The organism is Actinacidiphila oryziradicis (genome assembly GCF_005047355.1).
GTDB lineage: Bacteria > Actinomycetota > Actinomycetes > Streptomycetales > Streptomycetaceae > Actinacidiphila > Actinacidiphila oryziradicis.
In genome coordinates, this window is record NZ_SUMC01000323.1 from 1 (window position 1) to 1,580 (window position 1,580).

At 70.3% G+C, this 1,580-nt stretch carries 2 protein-coding genes; both read right to left on the minus strand.

The window, feature by feature from the left end:
- A partial coding sequence (locus FCI23_RS55610) for a recombinase family protein (protein WP_136731755.1) occupies nt 1-1,125 on the minus strand: 1,125 nt, incomplete at its 3' end.
- Nucleotides 1,126-1,257: 132 nt separating this feature from the next.
- Nucleotides 1,258-1,580, minus strand: a 323-nt coding sequence (locus FCI23_RS55615) for a hypothetical protein (protein ID WP_136731756.1), incomplete at its 5' end; no start/stop codon positions are given.

Sequence of the window (1,580 nt, forward strand, 5' to 3'; positions counted from 1 at the left end):
CCAGACGACGGTGTCGAGGTAGTCGGCGCGGACGGGCTTGTTGGTGCAGACCCGGCCTCCCTCGTAGCGGTAGTCGTCGGAGCCCAGGCACCGGTAGTAGTAGATCTTTTTGCCGGAGGAGGTGGTGGTCGAGGTGCGGTAGTAGCCGTATCCGCAGCTCACGCAGGCCGACAGGCCCTGGAGCAGGGAGGGGACACGGCTGTTGCGCGAGGCGAAGCGCTTGTTGTCGGCGAGTCGCTGGGCGGCTCGTTCGAAGGTGGCCGGGCTGATGAGTGCGGGGACGGGGATGGTGATCCACTCCTCGCGGGGCCGGTCCTCGTACTTGACGGCGCGTGGGGTGGTGCGGCCCTCCAGCCTCGCGCGGCGGTTCAGGCCCGGGGACTCGTGGACGGTCCGGGTTTTGCCGAAGGCGGCCTGACCTTGGTAAACGGGGTTGCGGAGCATGCCCCACACCACGCTGCGGTCCCAGCGGGTCTTGCCGGTACGCGTAGGGGTGCCGCCGGCGGTGAGCCAGCGGGTCAGGTCCGCGATGGAGGCCCCGTCATCGGTGTAGCGGCGGAACAGCTCGGCCACGAGTGCCGCCTCGGACTCGACAATGTCGTAAGTGGCCCCGCAATCCGGGGTTTTGCGCAGGTATCGGTAGCCGAACGGGGCGCCGCTCAGCACATTGACCGACCCCGAGCGGGCCCGGTAGGTCTTGCCGCGCCGGTAGCGCTCCATCAACTGGGCCTTCTCGTACTCGGCGAACATGCCCTGGAACTGGACCATCAGCTGGTCCTCGGGGCTGTCGCCGCGCGGGCCGAGCACGAACTCCACCCGGGTCCCCGCACGCGCGAATTCCTCGATCAGCAGGGCCTGGTAGGCGAACTTGCGGGCCAGGCGGTCGGGTGCGTAACACAGCACCACGTCCACGCCGACCTGGGCGACGAGGTCGCGCAGTCGCTCCAGGGCGGGCCGCACCAGGGTCGCCCCGGAGTGGCCCTCGTCCTGGAACACCCACTCCTCGGGCAGCTCAAGACGCTGTTCGGCGGCATGCGCCCGTAGGGCCGCGGTCTGCGAGCCGATCGTCTGGTCCTTCTTCTGCCGGGCGGATGACACCCGGGCGTAGATCGCCGCGCTGGTCATCGGACACTCCTGCCTGATCGAGGCCGGCCCGCACCCGGGTCCGCCGCTGCGGGACCAACACCATGTAGGCCGCGGACAGATCCGCTGCCGCATGACGGTCGAAAACCGCTACCGCCTCCACCAACCGGCCGCTCACCTGTGGGGCCGGCCCTCCGAGCCGCCCCGCTCGAGGAACTCGGCCAGGGCCTGGGCCACCACCGCGGAGATCGCCCGGTCGCTCTCATGCGCACGTGCGCGGATCTGCCCTGCCAGCGAGCCGGGCAGCTTGACGGTGAACACCACGCTCGACTCGGGGACTTCGACCCGTCCAACAGCCACGGCCTGCTCCAGATACCGGCGTGCCTGACGCACCGACACCCCGTACCTACTCGCCAACGTGCGGGCGGCTGCGGCCACAGGCGCACCTGCCCCGGCCAGATCCGCGGCGGCGTTGACCCGCCGGGCGTACTCGACGC